Here is an 18,646-nt window from a genome sequence, read left to right as displayed (position 1 = left end):
GAAGACCCCAGTTGCACTGACATGACGGAAGAGCGAACAGCGGCCTACCAGCGGGCGTCTCGAACGCTGATGGCCTCAGTGGTTCCCACTTCAGCGGCCATGGCATCGGGATTCGCGGCCGCCGCGGTGCTGGCCAAGGAGATCACCGACAGCGAGACGCTGGCCGGGGTGGCCGCCGCCATGATGCAGGTGGGCAGCGTGGCGATGACCGTCCCCTTGGCTCGCCGGATGGCCCGCCTGGGCCGGCGCCGGGGATTGGTAGCGGGGTGGTCGATAGGAACCGTCGGTGCCACCCTCGCCTTCTTGGCCGCGGTGGCCGACTTCTATCCGCTGTTGGTGGTGGGGATCATCGGCATCGGCGCGGGCAACGCCACCAACTTGGCGGCCCGATTCGCCTCGGCCGACCTGGCTCCCGACGACCGCCGAGCCCGGGCAATCGGAATGCTGGTGTGGTCGACGACGTTCGGCGCGGCTCTCGGGCCAACCGTCGCGCTGGGTCCTGCTTCGGCGGTGGCTGAGTTCTTCGGGCTGCCGGAGCTGTCCGGCCCCTATCTGCTGGGAATGCTCCTTTTCGTCATCGGGCTCACGGTCACCCATGTGTGGCTCCGCCCGGACCCACTGGAAGTGCTGGGCACGGTGGGCCAAGCCACGGCTCGGCCAGCACCGCTGCGGGTGGTGGGGCGCCGCATCGCCACTGTTCCCGCCGCCCGGCTGGCAGTGATCGCCATGCTCACCGGGCAGGCGGTGATGGTAGGGGTGATGACCATGACCCCGCTGCACATGGACAACGGCGACCACCATCTTCGGGTGATCGGCTGGGTGATCTCAGTACACGTCATCGGGATGTTCGCCTTCTCGCCCATTGTGGGCTGGCTGGTCGACCGAATCGGCCCTTACCTCATGGTCGGACTGGGTGGGGTGATCCTGTGCATCGGCGCGGAGACCGCGGCGCACAACAGCGCCGAGGACAGCGCTGGGATGTTCGCCGGCCTCCTGCTGGTGGGCTTGGGTTGGAGCTTCGGGCTGATCGCGGGGAGCGCGCTGCTCACCGCCGCGTTTCCAGTAGCCCAACGGGTGGAGATGCAGGGAGGCGCCGACCTATTGATGACCGGCGGCGGGGCGGTCGCCGGTTTGTCCTCAGGCGTGGCCATGGAGCACTTCGGCTTTCACTCGCTAAGCCATTGGGCAGGACTCAGCGCCCTGCTGCTGGTGGCCGCGGCGGGGGCGGCCTGGTATGCCGCACGCCAGGAACAAGAGAAGCCGGTCAGCTATCGCGGCGCAGGATGATGGCCGAGGAGTTGCCGGCCACATAGCCGGGCTGGCCGGTGGACAGGGCCACCTCGGCGTCGGGCACTTGGAAGCTCCCGGCGGTGCCCCGGACCTGGCGGACTGCCTCATGCAGATTGTTGAGGCCGTGGACATAGCCCTCAGACAGAAATCCGCCATGGGTGTTCACCGGAATGCGGCCACCGGGAGCGGTTCCACCCTCGGCGATGAACGCCGCCGCCTCGCCCTTGGGGGCGAACCCGTAGTCCTCCACCTGGACCAGCACCAGGTGGGTGAAGGCGTCATAGAGGGACGCGTACTGAACATCGTCGGGGCCGACCCCGGCCATCTCGTACAACCGACGAGCCATTTTCGCCGCGACGGAGGTGGTCCAGTCGGCCTGCACCCGGTTGCTGTGCATCATGTGGCCGCCGCCCCAAGTCATTCCTGATATCAGCACCGGGGGCTGGCGCAGATCCCGGGCCCGCTCTGCGGTGGTGATCACCACCGCGGCAGCGGCATCGGTCTCCAGGCAGCAGTCGAACAGCCGGAATGGCTCCACGATCCAGCGGGAGGCCAGATAGTCGTCCATGGTCATGGGCGCCCGCATCATGGCCCGCTCGTTGTGGATGGCGTTGGCCCGTTGCTGGACGGCGATACGCCCCAAGTCCTCAGAGGTTGTTCCCCAGCGGCTCATGTGGGAGCGGGCGAACATGGCATACCACTGCGGTGGGGTCACCCAGCCGATGGGGTGCTGGTACTGGGTCTCCACGATGGCCGGCGGCGGTCGGCCGGTGCCGCCCATGCGGTGCTCGGATCGGGCGTTGATGGAGCGCCACACCACGATGTGGCGGGCATGGCCCAGTGCCGCGGCATTGGCGGCTTGGCCCACCACGGAGTGGGAGGTGGAGCCGCCGCCGAACTGGTCGCAGAACCACGACAGGTCGTCCACCCCCAGGCACTGGGCCACGATGGAAGCGGTGATGGAGTCCTGCACCTGGTGGCAGGCCACTCCATCGATGTCCTCCCGGCGGAGCCCGGCGTCGTCGATGGCAGCCATGATCGCTCGCAGCGCCAGCGTAAGGGTGCTCACCCACGAGTTCTTGGACAACTCGGTGATGCCGATTCCCGAGATCGCGGTCTTGTCGCGGAATGGATGGCTGCTCACCATGCCGACACTAGAGCGCAACGGCTATCTTCAGGCGGCGTGAACGACTATCCCATCCACGTTGGCAGCATGCTCTTCACCCTGGTGGACCCCAATCCGGGCCACGAGAAGGAGTACAACCGCTGGTACGAGCGAGACCACTTCTACGCCGGGTGCATGATCGGCCCCTGGATGTTCGCCGGTTCCCGCTGGGTGGCCCCCCGGGCGCTCAAGGACATGCGCTTCACCGACGGCAGCGGCGAAGTGTCGCAGGCCGGCGACGGCTCATTCCTCGCCGTGTACTGGGTGCTCGACGGCCACGACGAGGAGCACTGGAAGTGGGCCGGCGACCAGGTTCACTGGCTGTACACCAACGACCGGGGATTCGCCGAGCGCACCCACCGCCACACCATCTTGGCCGACGTGGGCTGGGCCGCCTACCGCGATGGCGACCCGGTGCCCCTGGAGCTGGCCCTCGATCACGGCTACGCCGGCATCGGAGTGGTGGCCATGGACAGGGCCGACGGGGTGAGCGAGAACGACCTGCACGACTTCCTGAGGGACACCGCCATGCCCGAGATGATGGCCGGATCGCCGGTGGCCATCGGCTCCACTTGGAAGCCCCGCCAGCGCGACGAGATCACCTCCAACTCCCCCATGGACCTGGGCTCGGGCACGGGCACCGAGGCCCGCACCCTCCAGATCTTTTTCTGCGATGAGCAGCCCGATGGCTGTTGGGACTCGTTCGCATCGTACGTGGACGCCGTCAACGGCTCTGGTCTGGCCAACGTCTGCTGGGCCGGCCCGTTCCACAAGACGGTGGTGGGCACCGACACCTACGTCGACCAGCTCTAGCGATCTATTTACAGCCTGGCTCCGGCCCTACTGGAACGAAACGAACAATGGCGTGGGTGTTAGTTCTAGTACTTGATCCGGGGTTGCGATGGTGAAGTCCTCGTCGTAGAAGTTCTTCCAACCCCAATAGAACTGGTTGACATCGGCCCGGCTGGTCAACAGGTTCCAGGTGTTGATCTTGTCTCGAACCGGACCCTGACCATCCATGTGGATCAACACCGCCAGCTCTGGAGGAGTCTCAACCAGATGGCGATTGGTGATCATCTGCAACCGGAACTGGTGGAGTATCAGCAGCTTCTGGGGAAGGGCTTCCTCACGGACAATTCCGGCTAGCCACTTGACAACCTGGTTGATCTCCGCCGCATCGACCGTGCCGATCTGGCGCAAATGAACTTCGCTTGGCTTGAGCCTCCACTCGGGGTCCAGCGCGAGACCGACATGGGGCAGGCGCAGGAACTCTTCGTAGATCTTGGCCTGAGTGAGGTAGTCGGTTCGCCCCGGCTGTAAGTCCAGCACCACGTACATGTCGTTGGCGGCCGCTATCTCGACCCAGGGCCTGATCACCTCCCGGGTGGTCTCAGCCGAATAGTCCCCGTCGTCGCCGGGGCCGGCAGATGCAACGGTGGCGATAATCTCGAAGGTGGGCAGCACCATTGAACCATCGGCGTCGTAGCCCTCGGCGATGGATTGGAGGCGTTCGACGCCTTCATCAGGACCCTGTTCTCCCAGCACTCCGAGACCTGGTCCCGACGGGTGGCCGTACATCGCCACCAAACGGCGGTTGAAGCCGGCACCGAACAGGAGCAGGCCACCACCGGGCAGTTCATGGCCCCGTCGGATCACTTCCAGTTGCCAGATGGCATCGTCGTCGAATTCTGAGAGCGATTCCACCTCGGAGGCGCTGGAGATCATCCGCCGAATCTCGGGGGACAGGGCTCGGAGATCGCCGGACAAGGCGAACACCCCAACGCCGATCTGCTGGCCGAGGGCCGCCAATGGCACGGCCTGTTGGGCATTGTCGACAAGCCACACGCGGCCACTGGACAGCCCTTCAGACGAAAATATCGCCTGCTGGTCGACAGCGATCTGTTCGAAGGCGAAGTCGGCCAGGGCATAGCGAAGCGTCTGTGTCTCGAATCCGGCCGTCACGATGCGCTCTGGAGCAAGACGCCCAAGCTCGCCCATCAATGGGAGATCGAACCACGGACCAACGAGTAGCAGCGGTCCTCGAATCCCGCGGGACATCAGTGTGGCAATCGCCGCGGGATCGTCGGCGAACGCTAGGCCAACCTCGTGGGCGCAGCTATGGATGGCCTGCGATATCTCGATACTGGTCGCCGCCAGAGACGTGTGGGATATCTGAAGATCGTCGGGGATCAGAGGGGAACAATCGCGTTCAGGCTCAGGGGTCGGCGTGGGTTCAGAGATCGGCGTGGGCACCGGGGTCGAAGTGGGCTCAGGGGTTGGCATGGGAGTCGGCGTCGGCGTGGACTCAGGGGTCGGCGTGGGGGATGCTGTGGGGGTAGGGCTCGACTCGGTGGCAGCTGGAGCCTCAGCAGCGCCAGTTGGCTGAGAATCTGGTACGTCCACCGAGCTTTCAGAGCAGGACGCCACCAGCAGCAAGACTGCCAATACAACAACGAATCGACCGGGCAATTGACAACTCCCAATCGGAGGCTAGCCCGACCACCGCCTACTTTTATGTCACCGCCTGACCAGGGGATTTAGCGGTTCTCAGCCCACCAAGCGTCGAGTCGGGCCTCGGTTGCGGGCCGGTCCAGGTCGGGTTCGGACCGCTTCATCTCCAAGAGGAACTTCAGCGCCGCGCCCACCTCGGGGCCGGGGCCGATTCCATAGCGCTCCATCACCTCGTTGCCGTCGATCAAGGGCCGCTCGGCCTCTCGGCGCCCCTCTTCGGCCAGTCGGGCAATCCGGGCTTCGAGATCGTCGACATGGTGCTGGAGATCGGCGGCCTTCTGGCGGTTGCGGGTGGTGCAGTCGGCTCTCACCAGCTCGTTCAAGTAGCCCAGCAGGGGGCCGGCCTCTCGGGCGTAGCGGCGCACCGCGGCATCGCTCCAGCCATCGGCGTATCCCTTGAACCGGCCCGACAGCCGCACCAGCTCGCTCACGTCGTCCACCACCTGTTCGGGGTAGCCCAGCTCGGTGAGCCGCTTGCGGGTCATACGAGCCCCCACCGCCTCGTGGTGGTAGAAGGTGACCGTTCCCCGCTCATAAGAGCGGGTGCGGGGCTTGCCCACGTCGTGGAACAGCGTGGCCAACCGCAAAACCAGATCAGCGCGGGTCTTGGCCACCACCGCGATGGTGTGGGCCAACACGTCTTTGTGGCGGTGGATCGGGTCTTGCTCCAGGCGGAGCGCGGGCAGTTCGGGGACGATCTCGTCGGCGAGGCCGGAGTCAACCAGATGCCACAGCGGCGGGGTAGGGTCCTCGGCCAGCAGCGCGGCTGTCAGGAGCTCCCTGCGCTCGTCGACGGTGGTGGCTACCGCTCCTCCTTGAACACCACATGCTTGCGGGCCACCGGGTCGTACTTCTTGAGCTCGATCCGCTCTCGATCGTTGATCCGGTTCTTGGTGGTCACGTAGGTGTAGCCGGTTCCCGCCGTGGACTTCAGCTTGATGATGGGACGCTTGTCGCTAGCCATGGAAATCAGACTCTCTCTGGATTCGACTCTGGCGATTGGCCGCTTCTTTGGATAGCCATCGCAATCAGAACTTCTCCCCGCGCTGGCGCATCTGGGCCACCACTTTGTCGATGCCGTGCTTGTTGATGGTTTTGAGACCTTTGGCCGACACATTGAGGGTGATCCACCGCTTCTCCGACGGCACCCAGAAGCGGTGCTTGTGGACGTTCGGGTTCCACCGGCGCCGCGTCTTGCGGTGCGAGTGGGACACGTTATTGCCGAACGACGGGCGACGACCGGTCACCTGGCAGACCTTGGACATAGGGAACCATGTTACCGGCCCGGCCACCGCCACCGGCAAGCGGATAGGCGCAGTCGCCCCTGATCTCGACAACGATCTCTGAAGTCGGTCGGGATAGGGTCGCCGCCATGAATCTCGGACTGGTCTGGGGATATTGGAGCCGCGGGATGCCCGAGGGGTTCGTGCCGCTCACCCAAGAGGCAGAGCGGCTGGGCTACGACTCGGTGTGGACGGCGGAGTCGTGGGGCTCCGACGCATTTTCACCCCTGGTGTGGTTGGCCGCCCACACTGAGCGCATCCGCCTGGGCACCGGAATCGTGCAGCTGGCCGCCCGCACCCCCACCGCTACAGCCATGCACGCGGTGACCGCCGACCACCTGTCCAATCAACGGCTCATCCTGGGCTTGGGCGTGTCCGGCCCTCAAGTGGTGGAGGGATGGTACGGCCAGCCCGGCAACCGCCCCCTGGCCCGTACCCGGGAGTATGTGGAGATCCTGCGGCGGGTGTTCGCCCGCGACGGCTACCTGACCTTCGAGGGCGACTACTACAACCACCCCTACCGGGGCGAGGGCGATACTGGCCTGGGCAAGCCGCTCAAAATCATGACCCATCCCCCCCGGGCCGACATCCCCATATTCATCGGCGCTGAGGGTCCCAAGAACATCGCCCAGACCGTGGAGATCGCCGACGGCTGGCTGCCGCTGTACTACTCCCCGTTCCGTCCCGAGGTATACGCCGAGTCGATCGCCGGACGTTCAGATGACTTTGAGATCACCGTTCACACCACGATCAAGGTCACCGGCGACTCCGACGAAGAACTGGCCGAGGCGCTGTTTCCAACCAAGGCCTCGCTGGGCTTCTACATCGGGGGCATGGGGGCCAAGGGCCAGAACTACCACACCAAGCTCATGGCCCGGATGGGGTTCGAGGAGGAGGCCTACCACATCCAAGACCTGTTTTTCGAGGGCCGCCGGGAGGAGGCCATCACCGCGGTGCCCGACCAGTTCGCCGACGAGATCTCTCTGGTGGGGTCGCCGGAGCGGATCCGCGACCGGCTGGCGGCCTGGGAGGAGAGCCCGGTGACTGGCATCAACGTGGGTGCCCGATCCGCCGACGAACTCCGTACCATCGCCGAGGTCATCCTCGGCTAGCCGAAGACTGGAATAATGACCCCATGACTGAGCCGATCACGTTCTACTTCGACCCACTTTGACCATGGTGCTGGCAGACGGCCCGTTGGGTTCGTCAGATTGAAGACGCCGGTGAGGTGAGCGTCACCTGGGGCCTGTTCTCGTTGGCCATCGTCAACTTCGACAAGCCCATGGACGAGTTCGACCCCGACCGAGGGGTGGGGGTGCGCTCGCTGCGTACCGCGGTGAAGGCCCGCGAGGTGGGCGGCAACGACGGCATCGGCGCCTACTACCAGGCCATCGGCCACCGGGCGTTCGATTTGGTGGAGTCGGTGGACGAACTCGACACCATCCGAGCCGCTGCGGTGGATGCCGGCTTCGACGCCAGCTTGGTGGACGACGCCCTGGCCGACGACAGCACCTGGGAGACGTTGAAGTCCGAGCACACCATCTTGCGCGACGAAACCCGCAGCTTCGGGGTCCCCACTATTCGTCTAGATGGCGGACAAGGCCCGGCCCTGTTCGGCCCGGTGATCTCCAACCCGGCGGCGACCACCGAAGAAGCAGTGGAGCTGTGGCGCCATGTGCGGTGGCTCACCGCCTACGACAACTTCGCCGAACTCAAGCGCGACCGCCTACCGCCTGATCTGGAGGCCTACAAGCAGAGGTATGGCAGCGGCGGCTGACGCTGACCTAGAAGCGACCGCGCCGCCCCGACCCCTGTGGCGCCAGCGGGGTGCGCGGTGGTTTGCGGCCGCCATCGTGGTGGTGCAATTGGGGCTGGTGGCCAACGGCTACCGGGACCCGCACAACTACTTCGCCTTCCAGCCGTTCAACGAGTCGAGCACCTATGCGGTGGAACTAGTGCGGGTGCTGCCCGACGGCGAGCGGTTGGACGTTCCCTACGGGCGCTGGGAGGGCTACGACTGGGACGATCTGATCGGCTGGCGGGCATTGCAAGGGCCATGGCGCCAGCGCCACGCCTTTTCCGGGGTGGACGCAGTGGTGGACTACTTGGACCATGCCCTGGACTGGATGGCCGACAACACCCCCAACGACACTGAGACCCTCTATCTCGAGGCCACCGTCACCTACTTCCGCAACGCCCGCGGCCCCTATGTCACGGTGATCCGCAGCCACGACCGGGAGTTGAGCGGCCCATGACGGCCACGGCCCCTGTTTCGACGACCGCCGATTGGCGGGCGAGGTGCCGGCGGTGGCTGGACGAGGTATTCGACCAGCCGGCCAGCGTGCGATCCGTGGCCATCGTGCGCATCGTGTTGGGTCCGTCGGTCATCTGGCACTTGCGTCCGTTTCTAGCCGACGCCCTCGACGGCACCACCTACCTCGACGTTTTCCAGCAGAAGTGGTGGCCGTGGGTACCCAATGCCCCCGCCGGGCTGTACGTGGCGCTGCTGTGGGTCGGCGTGGCCGCTGCGGTGCTGATGACCGTGGGCCTGTGGTCCCGAACCGCCACCTGGGTGACGTTGGCGGTGGTGGCCTACAACTTCTTCTTGTCGGAGACCCACTTCCGCCACAACCGGGCCTTTCTCATCATCCTGTTGGCCGGGGTGGCGCTGTGCGACAACGGTCGGGTGCTGTCGCTGGATGCCCGCCGCCGGCCGCCCCCTGATGATCGAGCGCTTTTATGGCCGGTGTGGCTGCTTCGGTTCGAGGCCGCCGCCATCTACTTCGCCTCGGGGTTCTCCAAGCTGATCGATCTCGACTGGGTGGGCGGACGGGTGATGCACGACCGCATCTTGCGCTACCAAGACGATGCCCGGGAGGTGCTGGGGGACACGCTGAGCGACCCCATCCTCGAAGTGCTGACCGCCCGGGCCTTCCAGTGGGTGCTATCGCCGGTGGCGGTGGCCACCGAGCTGATCATCGCTTTCGGGATTTGGTTCCGCCGCACCCGGCTGGCCGCGGTGTGGGTGGCAGTGGCCTTTCACGTGGGCATCGAGGTGAGCGCCCAAGTGGAGGTGTTCAGCGTGATCGCCATCGGGGCCCTGGCCATCTGGACCACCCCTTCCACACGCGACCGCACCTTGGTTACTCCGAGCCGCTGGGTTTGGTGGTTCGACTGGACGGCCCGGTTCGACATCACCGTGGTGCCGGGGGCATCGTGGCGCATGGTGAATCGCGACGGCACCGTGCTGGAAGGGCGAGAGACCCGCCAGTTCGTGCGGACCCGGCTGCCGGCCACCTTCCTGTTCTCCCGGTTCTGGCGGTACCCATGAGCGCTTTATCGTCACTGCGTCGGCTGCCGTCCAGTAGGGCCACCCGCCGGCTTATCGCCTGGGCGGTGGTGTGGGTGGTTATGGCGGCGCTGCTGCGAGTGACGCTGGCCGCGCCCGAGGTGTGCCCGGTCTATTCCCCCGGCGACGGACAAGCATCTATCGACGCCGGGGCCGACTGGATGGTCCGCACCCAGGAGTCCAGCGGGCGGTATCTGTACGAGTACGACCGCCGAATCGAGTCCGCTAAACCGGGGTACAACCTGGTCCGCCACGCCGGGGGCACCATGTCGCTCTACCAGCTGGCCATCGTGCAGCAGGGCAGCAACCACCAGGTGGTGGAAGCCGCCGACCGGGGCATGAACTACCTGCTGGAGCGGGCGGTGGACACCGGCAACGGAGGCATGGGACCGGCGCTGTCGCCCCGAGGTCCGGTGAAAACGGGAACGGCCGCTCTGACGCTGGTGTCGCTGGCCCATCGGCGCATCCTCACCGATGATTCAAGCTACGACGACGAGATGCGTGCGCTGGGCCGGTTCCTGGTAGGCCAGCAGTTGCCCGACGGCGGAATGCTCAACTTCTGGGACCCCAAAACAGGAGCTCCGACCCCTGAGATCAGGTCTCGCTTCGCCACTGGCGAGGCTGCCTGGGGTTTGGCCCTGCTGCACGAGACCTTCCCCGGCGAGGGTTGGGACACCCCGGTGTGGGCCATCATGGACTATCTCGCCACCGAGCGGGATGAGATGGAGGAGCTATGGCCCCCGCCATGGCCCGACCAGTGGGCGGCCTACACCTTGGGCGAGACGGCCGAGTGGGGCTTGGAAGACCACCACCTGGCTTACGCCGAGCGCTTGGCCGGGCGATTCGGCCAGATGATCCGCTGGGACGCCCAGCGGGAGGGCGTGGCCAAGATATCCCATCTGCCCATGCCCCGCGGCGGCGGCTACGGGACCATCCTGGAGGGGCTGGGCGCCCTGGAGTGGCTGTGGCTCAACGAGCCCCGCCTCGCCGACGCCCCGCTGCGGGATCGGCTGGAGTGCGGCGCGGCCCGCTTGGCCGAAGCCCAAGAAACCGACGGCGCTTGGTACTACGACGATCAAACACGGGTGGACGACCAGCAGCACGCCATCTCCGGCCTGCTGATGGCTGATTACCGATTCGATTTGGGAGGAAACAAGCCATGAAAGCAGAAAGACCATGAGCGGACTCGGATTGTCGTCAACCGATTCGATTGAAAAGTCCATTGACACGAAAGGGAAGTTGGCATGAGCGGACTCGGACCGGTGATGTTGATGGTGCTGGCCGCAGCCAACCCGGCCGCAGGCGCGCTAAGCGTTGCCTGGCGGCCCTCCAACCGGGATCAGTGGCGCCCCCGAGTGGCGCTAGCCGTGGTTGCCGCGGTGGGCGCGCTGTGGGTGATCGCTGCGCTGGCCGATCCCATCCTCGACGGCCTGTCGGTGACCACGGGCACCTGGCGGCTGGCCACGGCGGTGCCCTTCGCCGTTGCCGGACTCCGATGGATGGTGTGGCCCGACCACCCCGTCCACGACGAGCCCCGGGCCGGAACCCAAGTGGCGCTCATCGCCCTGACCGTGCTGTTCACCCCCCAGCTCGTCGCTGTGGTGCTGGCCACCGCCGCCCACGACGGCACCCTCCGCACCATGGCCGGCGTGGTGCTGGCCGCATTGGTCACCGCCGCCCTGCTCTGGTTCCGAGCCGTCCCCACCCCCCTGCTCTCGGTCACCGCCCGCCTCCTCGGCGGCATCGCCATCGTCCTCGCCATCGCCCTCGGCGTCGACGGCACCCAAACCATCTAAGTCCCGCAGACTTGGGTTTGGCTACCAGTCAAGCGGTTTACCTCTTATACCACCGTCTTCGCACAGTTCATCTACCCATTCGATGAAGGCATCCTGCACTTCACTTGGAAAGTTGCGATGGAAATCTCTCATACCGACAAATAGACGACGATTTTCTTCAGTCAGAAACTGCTCTGGTAGGTCAATTGCCTGATTTCCAAAATAGACGAATTTGCGTGAGATAAGAACTCTCGGTGGATTGGTGTCCTTCTTGACGTGACTCCAGTTCGGACTTCCGTCCTCAAGGCTGTGGCGTCCATCCTCCTGAATCCAGCCACTCCCTCCAGACTTGTGATGATAAATGTTGTCACCATAACGCTGCTTTACGCTGCCTGGCCGGAATGGACGCTTCTGCGCAAATCGGAAATCGTTCCAATAGTCATCAAAACACATGGCTTCCTCAACCTGCATGGCATAGACCAATTTACCATCTTGGTTTTTCTGCTTTGAGCCAACACCGGCAATCCAGTCGTCCAACTTTGCAGCCTTGCGCACTTTTGGCTTACAAGTCGCTAACGTGCAGTAGCCGTAAAATGGGTTTGGGGCAAAGCCAATATCGTGGCGCACCACGTATACGAAGAGATCCAAGTGTCAACAATCAATCCGCGTTACCGGTTGATTTCCTCTCGGGGTACCATCTGAATTCTCGCTAATCTGCTCACCATTTAGCGCTCGTATGATCTTGTCTGCATCCCATCCAACCACCGCATCCGCAGAATTCTCAAGTGGTTCAGGCATTTCGCATCCCGCATGGCCGTGTGCCCAAACGCCAATTATCAGCTTGTTGGCCTTCTGTGCATACTCGATTTCCCAGTCGACCCAGTCATGGTTCTTAGTGTCTGGCGTAATAAGTACGATCACCTTTCCGGCCCACTTGATGTTAGGGGCGAGAATTTCTTGCTTGATGTAGTCCGGATTGCTTGCCTGATTCGGCTTGTCGCTCGTAATCGACGCGTCCCGGACTTCGACCCCTCTCCCCTCCAAGAGGGATTTGAGGGCGCTCACAAGGCCATCGTCCTCATGCCGGTGCGCTACAAATACGTTGTGAACCTCACTCATTGGTTTCTCCTGATGCCCATGGCCGTTCGTCGGCCTTGCCATGTTGTATGAAATTTACTGTAATGTGCCTTCATGCCGCCGTCTGTGCTTGACATCTACGTCGTCTGGCACCCTGATGACATCGAAGGCGATGAGATCGCTCGCGAACTGATCGAGCACTTTCATGGTACCCCCTATGTCGGACTAGTTGACGGTTCTGTCGAGGTATACACCAGATCAGCATCTTGGGGACCTGATACCGACGCCCCGCGGCCCGTTCCTCCTGTTGAGCCTGACCCTCACGCCCTTGCCACACCGATGTTCACCGCGTTCGTACTGTTGATAGGAGTCGAGCTTCAGAGGGCCGTCGAAAATCCATCCTCCGGATGGCGGGACTATCTGTCTGATATCGCTGTGGCTAGAGGCCATTCCGACAACGTCTGGGTCTTCCCTGCTCAGATGGAGGATTGGAGGAGAGACGGCCAACTCGGAGACGTGCTTGCTGGCATCCAAGCACTACCTCCCTCCAGTACCAATGACACCGCGGTTCTGTGTCGAGAACTCTCCCAGCAAATCGCTCAGAATATCGGAGGACCTCTAGGTGAGCGGCTCACCGTCTTCATCAGCCACACCAAGAGGCACTCCCAGGGCGAAGTCGCCGACTGGGTTCGCGACCTCATAGACCGCGTGCGCATCAGAATTGCCAGAACCCATCTCCAGGAGTTCTTCGACGAGTCCGACATACAGCCTGGTTCCGACGCCGATGATGAACTTGATCGCAGCGCAGCTTCCAATATCCTGCTAGCCCTTCGAACCGACCTCTACGCAGGACGTGACTGGTGCCAGCGGGAATTCAGGGGGGCCAAGCAGGCCGGTAGGCCGATCGTCACACTGAGCGCTACTCGCCTTGCTGAAGAACGTGGATCTTTCCTTATGGATCATGTCCCTGTCGTGGGCTATCAACACGGTGACGAGGATGAGAAGAACAAGAGCATTGATACTGCTCTTAACCTGCTCGTCGACAGGGCACTCCGCTACTCCCTCTGGGCATGCCAGCAGGATGAGCTGCTCTTGCTTGGCGTCGATTGGGCCCCACCCGAAGCTCCTGAGCCCGCAACCCTGATTCCGTGGTTGCTTGAACATCCGGAGACCGCAGCCGGCTACCAAATCACAATCATGCACCCTGACCCGCCTCTTGGTTCCCGGGAAGAGGAGTTGATCCGAATGTTGCTTACCCTGGTCAACGCAAATGCTACCGTTGAAATCGTGACGCCTCGCACCTACGCGGATCGCGGCGGTAGGGGCCTCTGATGGGGGACCTAACACTTCGGCCATCTAACGCGCTGGACGGCCTCCGGCTAGGCATCTCAGTATCCGAAAGCGCCGATATGCCGACGTTGGGCCTTCATCCCCGTCATGCCGAATTAGCGCTGGCCGAGATTGCACGATCTGTTCTCCTCCTTAGCGGAGGACTCGTATATGGCGGTCGTATCAAGCCACCCGGATATACCCAGTTCCTCCTACATGAAGTCGAACGCTTCGGCGACCGTCCAGAAGCCCTAACCCTCTGCCTAGCCGCCCCTGAGCACGAAAAGCTCACACGTGAGGAACTCAAGAACCTTAACAACATGTTGGCAACTCGTGGAAGAGTCATCCGCCTTACCTCGGATGGTCTCGAAATCGACAAGAAGTCCTTCCCTAAATCTCTGCACGACCGACTCAGCGCTCCTTCAAGCTACAGCGCGATGAGACAATTCCTCTGCGCTATTACCGACGCGCGAGTCATCTTGGGGGGACAACTCGAGAATTTTCAGGACAGTATGCCTGGCATCATCGAAGAAGCGATCAATTCCATCAAAGCAGAGCAACCCCTATATGTCGTAGGAGGATTTGGCGGTGCTGCCGCTCTGGTTGCCAAGACGCTTGAGATTGACAGCCTTGACTGGGCGCCAACAAACTTCCCAATAAGACCAAACGACAAGAGAATAGACAAGTCGATCCACGAATTACGATCAGCCATAGACAGGAGTGATGCATCAATTCGGTGTTGTGGCCTGGATGAACTGGACTTGCGTAGACTCTCCGCAACGCATAGACCTAAAGAAATTGCATCGATAATTGTTAATGGGCTCTCAGCAGTCCACAGCAATGGACACTGATCTTGTGAAAGCCTCACTACCTATAAATGGCACATTCCCTTGGAGGCAAATGAATGACATCCACACTAGTTAATGAACGGCCAAGGACAACATCCGGCTACGACGCATATTGGCGATTCGCTTCCAAACGACAAGAAATCTATTTCCAGAAATTATCTGGAACTCTAGAGGCCAATCCACCAGACGATCCGATCCTAGCCGTCAATCGCTTTACGAATGCCTACCGAGCATCCGATCGCGTGAGTCAATATCTAATCTCCCACGTTCAATACAATCAGGAATGGAATTGGCTAGACACCTTCGCACGCACTCTAGTGTTCAAGATTTTTAACCGAATTGACACTTGGAACTACCTGCTGGAACAAGTTGGAGAACCTGACTCTAATGCCCTATTCGATCGAGCGATTGATACTGCGCTCGAGGAGTTAGCGAATCAGCAACCAATATATTCGGCGGCCTACATCATGCCACCGCCGAGATCTTCACCTGGCCCCAAATACATAAGGCACTTGGACCTTCTCCGAACCATGATTGACGAAGAAGCACACAGACACATTCAAGAAGCCCCTTCTATGGAACAGGGCTACAATATTCTCCTTCGATATGACTCTATTGGTAGCTTTCTAGCCTACCAATTCATCTCTGACCTAAATTACTCAATCCACCTAGATTATTCAGAAGAAGAATTTGTTGTACCTGGACCAGGGGCTATCCGTGGAATTAGGAAGTGCTTTCTTGACACTAGAGACCTTTCTGATGAAGACCTAATTCGATGGACACATGAGAACCAACATGAAGAATTTGAAACACGCGACTTACCTTGGGGCGGCCTCTGGGGTCGTGACCTGCAACTGATTGACATTCAGAACCTATTTTGCGAAGTAGACAAGTACACACGAGTTGCAATGCCAGAACTAAGTGAATTTGCGCCGGGAACGCGCATAAAGCAACGTTATCGACCGGATCCATCCCCTATGACGGCTTGGTTCCCTCCAAAATGGGGCATCAACGAGAATATTGTGCATGCGGCTTTGCCTGAGGACATCGGAACTCAGGAGTCACTATTCTGTGACCTAGACTTCATTGAGGAAGGTCAGCTCACGCTTGTCTAGGTCACACTTCACGAGACCTCCCTTGTTGTCTCTCAATTGAGAAAAAATGGTGAAGGCTTGCCTATAGGCATTCCGCCATGCTGCAACCGGCTGAGTTGACACTTCCAGATCCATTACGGTACGCCTGACGTGTTTAAGCAAATTCCAGTCAATATGCCCGACAGCATAATCGTACGGCTCAAGATAGTTGAAGACAAAGGCTGCGAGTCCTTCTTCTATTGCTTTCGCCCTTGCCCCATCCTCCACACGATCTTTGTCTTCTACATTTCGACGTTGCGCACCCATCAACGCTCGTAGGACAGGAGACCACCCCAAAACGGTAGCATGCGCCAAGTGGATTATATCGTGGTAGCGGTAACCGTCATCTATAGATGAATTATCGTCTAGGTCATCGCCCAGTTGATTTATTCCTTCTTTCCTGTCCCTTTCTTCCTGCGCTCTTCTAGCTAGCTCTCCTTGAGGCTCCATCCTCACAATTGCCATTTGGCCGTTATATTCTTCCACGAACTTTACTTCCATGATTCGCAAAAACTTCTGTTTTGGAAAGTCGTGATCATCATATTCAGGAACCGCTCCAATATCTGAAGACCAAAGCTCTCTTGTCTTCTTCAAATTTTCTTCCATAACTTCATCAAGATCTATGTTGAGTCTGCGAGCCAAAGAAGCCATATACCAAAGAAGGTCCCCCAATTCCTCCTTCATGTTTTCCTCAAGGCCTTGCGAGAGGCCTTTATCCCTCGACCATCTCTTGGCTTCGGAAACCACGGATCCAGCTTCTCCAGCGATTCCAAATAGAGCGATCTTGACAGCTTCCTCTTGGTCATCCATCTGGTCGGTTTCGGCCGAGCGCTGCTTGTATTCGTTGAGATCCATGCCCAACCCTCCGGAGTTGGATTTACCGCCTTTGGGCGGTGTAGTTCAGCCGACAGATATTAGTAGCTGCCCCAGCGGCTAGCGATGATCCTGTTTCTGTCTTCAGGGTCAGTTACAGAAACTGTTGAGGTTGGGGTTCTGAGCCAAAGGGTCTCGTCTTCACCCCTGCGCTCAAAGACTGGGAAGTCTGAAGGGTCGATGCTGATTCGGGCTAGTTTACCACCGTTTACAGTGTGGAACTCCCAGGAGACGAGGGGGAAGACTGCATCTCCAAGACGGCTGCGGATGAGGTTCTGCAGGTGCTGGCCCCACAGGTCTTGGTCACCTCGCTCACCGCGTTGAGAGAAGGTGGCGAAGTCGTCCTCCAGGCCGTGGACTAAGCCGTCGTCGGCCACGCCAACCAAGAGTGTGCCGCCATACTCGGAGTTGGCGAAACCGGCAATGGTCTTGACCACGGCATCTTCGGGGATACCTCCCTTTCGCTGTTCTCGGATGTCCCAGCGGAGGGTGGACTTGTACTCCAAGAACAGCGACTCTCGATCCGGTCCGAGCAGATCCCCAATGGGGCAAGTCCGCTGCCTCGCGACGGCGGCGCGCCTCTGGACGTTGACGGCGAAAATGTCCATGACCTCGGCCTGGAGTTCGCTGCTGTCGAGGTAGGCGTAGATGAGATCGCTGTTGCGATCGATCCGCGACAGCAGTGCATTTTCGTAGCGCGCGGGGAAGATGTGGGTGCGGAATGTGTCCTCATCGTTATTCACTGCCTGGTTTTGGATCTCGGCATCCGACACGAGATCACCAGCTGCGGCCTCGAACACCAGGCGATCCTCTTCGGTCCAGTCAGTACCGAAGCGCTCGTTGAGGCGGGCTATGATCTGGGACAGCCGTTCTTCCTCGGGGTCGCTAAGTGGCCCGGTCCCTGAGTAGATGGTGGTCACCTCACCCTCGCCGTCGGGCAGCGAGATCGAGCCTTCGAACGCGATCTCGTGTCGCAAATGGGTGAGCTCCACCTCCGTGCCCAAGTTGATGCTCTCACCAGGGTTCCGATCCCGAATGAGCGCTGCCAGTGCCCGGCAGAATAGATAGTCACGCTCCAGTTCAGGATTGCGGAACGGCACGACCAGTGACAAGAACCCGTAGACCCGTACAAATCGGGTTAGCGAGTCTCGAAATGCGGCCTGGGCATCATCATCCAAAGCTCTGAACCGGTCGGCGGCAGGCTGAAGGGCGGCGTCAATTTGGGCGTGGTTGCCCTCCCCCAAGAGCAGCGTCGCCGCCCGCTCTATCTCTCCGGCATCGAGGACGCCGAAGCCCTCGAGCTCGCGGCGAGTGTCGAACAACAAATTGGGGTCGGTCGGCGGTGCGACGGTCTTGCCGTGGTACACCGCGAACTCCTCGCCGATCTGATGGGCGTCGTTCACGAAGTCGATCACGAATGTGCCCGACTTGTCGGGATGGATTCGATTGAGACGGGACAGGGTCTGCACCGCAGCCAAACCTGTGAGAGTCTTGTCCACGTACATGGCAGCCAGCTTTGGCTGGTCGAAGCCGGTCTGGAACTTCTCCGCCACAACCATGATCTGCCACTCGTTGGAGTCAAACTGCTCTGCGGTCTGTGACTCTGGGAAACCGTTGGCCTTCGACTCGGTCATCCCTTCGACCTCGCCCGAAAACGCCACCAGCACTCCGAGGCCATAGCCCAGGTTGTTGGCGTAGCCTCGCAGCGCCTCCCACATCCGCACCGCATGAGGCCGCGACGAGCATGGCGTGACCCCCTGAGTTTGGTCTGCCTGTTGTGAGAGTTCGTTGTCCGGTATTGCTGGATGGAGGAGGATCACGAGTATGGCTGGGCGTAGGCACACGCCCGAGCAGGTTGTGCGCAAGCTGCGCGAGGCTGATCGGCTGTTGGGCGAGGGCGCGTCGGTGGGCGATGTGGCCCGGCATCTGGGGGTGTCGGAGGGCACGTTTCATCGGTGTGAGCATCCCCCTTTTGGCCGGTCACCTCGATTAGGAGGTAACCATGTCATTGAT

General features: G+C 61.2%; 21 protein-coding genes. 12 read left to right on the top strand and 9 right to left on the bottom strand.

All coding sequences use genetic code 11. The features are described 5' to 3' along the window. The first annotated feature begins 21 nt into the window (after positions 1-21). Positions 22-1,287: an MFS transporter gene (locus OXG30_16125; GenBank protein ID MCY4136418.1), complete on the top strand. Its 1,266-nt coding sequence runs from the start codon at positions 22-24 to the stop codon at positions 1,285-1,287. On the opposite strand, the gene OXG30_16120 is transcribed toward OXG30_16125, so the two are convergent. Then, positions 1,265-2,434 (bottom strand): acetyl-CoA acetyltransferase, encoded by a 1,170-nt coding sequence (locus OXG30_16120; GenBank protein ID MCY4136417.1) that lies wholly within the window; start codon positions 2,432-2,434, stop codon positions 1,265-1,267. The two genes, OXG30_16125 and OXG30_16120, sit on opposite strands and share 23 nt — an antisense overlap. 39 nt (positions 2,435-2,473) lie before the next feature. Here OXG30_16120 and OXG30_16115 point away from each other — a divergent pair, with 39 nt between their 5' ends. Next, on the top strand, positions 2,474-3,268 hold the full coding sequence (locus OXG30_16115) for a hypothetical protein (GenBank protein ID MCY4136416.1): 795 nt from the start codon (positions 2,474-2,476) through the stop codon (positions 3,266-3,268). A 27-nt stretch (positions 3,269-3,295) separates the two neighbouring features. Here OXG30_16115 and OXG30_16110 read toward each other — a convergent pair whose 3' ends face one another. From OXG30_16110 to rpmB, 4 genes are all read right to left on the bottom strand, one after another. Continuing rightward, entirely contained in the window at positions 3,296-4,738 is a 1,443-nt protein-coding gene (locus tag OXG30_16110; GenBank protein ID MCY4136415.1) for a hypothetical protein, read from the bottom strand. A gap of 254 nt (positions 4,739-4,992) precedes the next feature. Beyond that, positions 4,993-5,622, bottom strand: a complete 630-nt coding sequence (locus OXG30_16105; protein ID MCY4136414.1) for an HDIG domain-containing protein — start codon at positions 5,620-5,622, stop codon at positions 4,993-4,995. A 146-nt stretch (positions 5,623-5,768) separates the two neighbouring features. Beyond that, on the bottom strand, positions 5,769-5,939 hold the full coding sequence (rpmG, locus tag OXG30_16100; protein MCY4136413.1) for a 50S ribosomal protein L33: 171 nt from the start codon (positions 5,937-5,939) through the stop codon (positions 5,769-5,771). Positions 5,940-5,994: 55 nt separating this feature from the next. Next, positions 5,995-6,231, bottom strand: coding sequence for a 50S ribosomal protein L28 (rpmB, locus tag OXG30_16095; GenBank protein ID MCY4136412.1), 237 nt, complete (start codon positions 6,229-6,231; stop codon positions 5,995-5,997). A gap of 107 nt (positions 6,232-6,338) precedes the next feature. On the opposite strand from rpmB, the gene OXG30_16090 reads away from it, so the two are divergent. From OXG30_16090 to OXG30_16065, 6 genes are all read left to right on the top strand, one after another. After that, the gene (locus tag OXG30_16090) at positions 6,339-7,361 is read left to right on the top strand and encodes an LLM class F420-dependent oxidoreductase (protein MCY4136411.1); all 1,023 of its coding nucleotides are present in this window, start codon (positions 6,339-6,341) and stop codon (positions 7,359-7,361) included. Positions 7,362-7,477: 116 nt separating this feature from the next. After that, a complete protein-coding gene (locus OXG30_16085; protein ID MCY4136410.1) occupies positions 7,478-8,026 on the top strand; it encodes a hypothetical protein in 549 nt (182 codons plus the stop codon). Next, complete coding sequence (locus OXG30_16080) at positions 8,010-8,504, top strand: hypothetical protein (GenBank protein MCY4136409.1); 495 nt, start codon at positions 8,010-8,012, stop codon at positions 8,502-8,504. The genes OXG30_16085 and OXG30_16080 overlap by 17 nt, the downstream gene beginning before the upstream one ends. Beyond that, on the top strand, positions 8,501-9,580 hold the full coding sequence (locus OXG30_16075) for an HTTM domain-containing protein (protein MCY4136408.1): 1,080 nt from the start codon (positions 8,501-8,503) through the stop codon (positions 9,578-9,580). The genes OXG30_16080 and OXG30_16075 overlap by 4 nt, the downstream gene beginning before the upstream one ends. Continuing rightward, a complete protein-coding gene (locus OXG30_16070; GenBank protein MCY4136407.1) occupies positions 9,577-10,761 on the top strand; it encodes a hypothetical protein in 1,185 nt (394 codons plus the stop codon). Before OXG30_16075 ends, OXG30_16070 begins: the two co-directional genes overlap by 4 nt. A gap of 81 nt (positions 10,762-10,842) precedes the next feature. After that, entirely contained in the window at positions 10,843-11,394 is a 552-nt protein-coding gene (locus OXG30_16065) for a hypothetical protein (GenBank protein ID MCY4136406.1), read from the top strand. A 21-nt stretch (positions 11,395-11,415) separates the two neighbouring features. Here OXG30_16065 and OXG30_16060 read toward each other — a convergent pair whose 3' ends face one another. Further along, positions 11,416-12,003 carry a hypothetical protein gene (locus OXG30_16060; GenBank protein MCY4136405.1) on the bottom strand — a complete coding sequence of 196 codons (588 nt, stop codon included), beginning with the start codon at positions 12,001-12,003 and terminating at the stop codon, positions 11,416-11,418. 21 nt (positions 12,004-12,024) lie between these two features. Then, positions 12,025-12,492, bottom strand: coding sequence for a TIR domain-containing protein (locus OXG30_16055; protein MCY4136404.1), 468 nt, complete (start codon positions 12,490-12,492; stop codon positions 12,025-12,027). Between the two features lie 72 nt (positions 12,493-12,564). Between OXG30_16055 and OXG30_16050 the strand changes: the two genes are divergently transcribed. From OXG30_16050 to OXG30_16040, 3 genes are read left to right on the top strand one after another with little or no spacing between them, the layout of a single operon-like run. After that, a complete protein-coding gene (locus OXG30_16050) occupies positions 12,565-13,782 on the top strand; it encodes a toll/interleukin-1 receptor domain-containing protein (protein MCY4136403.1) in 1,218 nt (405 codons plus the stop codon). Beyond that, the gene (locus OXG30_16045; protein ID MCY4136402.1) at positions 13,782-14,630 is read left to right on the top strand and encodes a hypothetical protein; all 849 of its coding nucleotides are present in this window, start codon (positions 13,782-13,784) and stop codon (positions 14,628-14,630) included. The genes OXG30_16050 and OXG30_16045 overlap by 1 nt, the downstream gene beginning before the upstream one ends. Before the next feature lie 53 nt (positions 14,631-14,683). Further along, positions 14,684-15,742 carry a putative DNA base hypermodification protein gene (locus OXG30_16040; protein ID MCY4136401.1) on the top strand — a complete coding sequence of 353 codons (1,059 nt, stop codon included), beginning with the start codon at positions 14,684-14,686 and terminating at the stop codon, positions 15,740-15,742. Here OXG30_16040 and OXG30_16035 read toward each other — a convergent pair. Then, positions 15,704-16,615 carry a hypothetical protein gene (locus OXG30_16035; protein ID MCY4136400.1) on the bottom strand — a complete coding sequence of 304 codons (912 nt, stop codon included), beginning with the start codon at positions 16,613-16,615 and terminating at the stop codon, positions 15,704-15,706. The two genes, OXG30_16040 and OXG30_16035, sit on opposite strands and share 39 nt — an antisense overlap. A 59-nt stretch (positions 16,616-16,674) precedes the next feature. Next, a complete protein-coding gene (locus tag OXG30_16030; protein MCY4136399.1) occupies positions 16,675-18,351 on the bottom strand; it encodes a putative DNA binding domain-containing protein in 1,677 nt (558 codons plus the stop codon). Between the two features lie 106 nt (positions 18,352-18,457). On the opposite strand from OXG30_16030, the gene OXG30_16025 reads away from it, so the two are divergent. Continuing rightward, a partial coding sequence (locus OXG30_16025) for a hypothetical protein (GenBank protein ID MCY4136398.1) occupies positions 18,458-18,646 on the top strand: 189 nt, incomplete at its 3' end.

The organism is bacterium (assembly GCA_026708015.1).
Taxonomy (GTDB): domain Bacteria; phylum Actinomycetota; class Acidimicrobiia; order Acidimicrobiales; family Bin134; genus Poriferisocius.
This window is presented reverse-complemented; position numbering and strand designations above follow the sequence as displayed.